The 705-nt window shown below is 77.9% G+C and carries 1 protein-coding gene; it reads right to left on the reverse strand.

The genetic code is table 11. The annotated features are described in order from the left end of the window. The coding region (locus tag RCG67_RS16880; RefSeq protein WP_368827952.1) for an NTF2-like N-terminal transpeptidase domain-containing protein at positions 1-705 on the reverse strand (705 nt) is incomplete at both ends.

Consider the following 705-nt stretch of genomic DNA (forward strand, 5'->3'; position numbering starts at 1 on the left):
CTGGACGCCGCCGCGGCCGATCAGCGCGCCGGCCGCCAGGTCGCCGCCGGCGGCCTGGAGGTCCTCGGCGGTGGCCTCGGACACCGCGCCCAGCAGGTCGGCGGCGAAGCCGCGGGAGGGCGCCAGCGGGAGCTCGTCCTCGACCACGAGCAGCCCCGGGATCGCCTGCATCCGCTGCGCGTCCAGTTCCCGGAAGTCCTCCAGCCGCAGCGGCAGGGCCTCGACGAACGCCTCCGGCCCGGCCTGCTCGACCGCCTCGGCGTAGGCGTCGGCGTCGATGTCCACGACCGCGGCGAGCCGGCGCGCCGCCGCGGCGGGGTCCGCCCCGTCCAGCTGCGACCGGTCGATGCCCACCCGGCGGACCGGGCGTTCCGTCACCAGCGCCTCGCCGTCCGGGCCGAGGATGTCCCCGCGGTCCGCGGCCACGGTCCGCGCACGGAGGGCCTCCCCCTCCGCCAGGTCCGGCTGGACCACGCTCGGGGACCACTCCGGGACCCACTGCCCGTCGCCCGACCGGACCACGGGAAGAGTCGAGTCGTACGCCCAGTCCTGGTCCGTGCCCGGGAGGTCCCACGACCAGGACAGGGTGGCCGCGCGGCGGTCCTCCTCCCCGGTGTCCTCCACCGCGGCGACCTCGACGGCCGGGACGGCCTCCCCGAGCCGCGCGGTGACCTGTTCGTACTGCTCCTGGGCGGACGCGCCCTC

Source organism: Kocuria cellulosilytica (assembly GCF_040981245.1).
Classification (GTDB): Bacteria; Actinomycetota; Actinomycetes; order Actinomycetales; family Micrococcaceae; genus Kocuria; species Kocuria cellulosilytica.